The 229-nt window shown below is 45.0% G+C and carries 1 protein-coding gene; it reads right to left on the reverse strand.

The features are described 5' to 3' along the window. Positions 1-147, reverse strand: a 147-nt coding sequence (locus MFF40_RS29040; RefSeq protein ID WP_368858860.1) for an AbgT family transporter, incomplete at its 3' end; no start/stop codon positions are given. Positions 148-229: the final 82 nt, after the last annotated feature.

Raw genomic sequence — 229 nt, forward strand, 5'->3', positions numbered from 1 at the left:
CAAAATTGCCGTCGTCACCATGAGTACGATTATCAAATAGATAAAGAGCAAAAAAGGATGGGGAACCTTGTTACCAATTCTTTCGACCCAGCCATAGAGCTTCCCGGATTGGGAGGACGACGGTATGGATGACATACTCATGGGCATTCCTCGGTTGTTGTGTTTGCGTTGTTGTTGTTATTTTAAAGTTGAGGGTGTCACGTGTTTCGAGATAGGGCAGTGATACGGT

Origin of the sequence: Methylobacterium mesophilicum (assembly GCF_022179445.1) — a bacterium.
GTDB lineage: Bacteria > Pseudomonadota > Alphaproteobacteria > Rhizobiales > Beijerinckiaceae > Methylobacterium > Methylobacterium mesophilicum.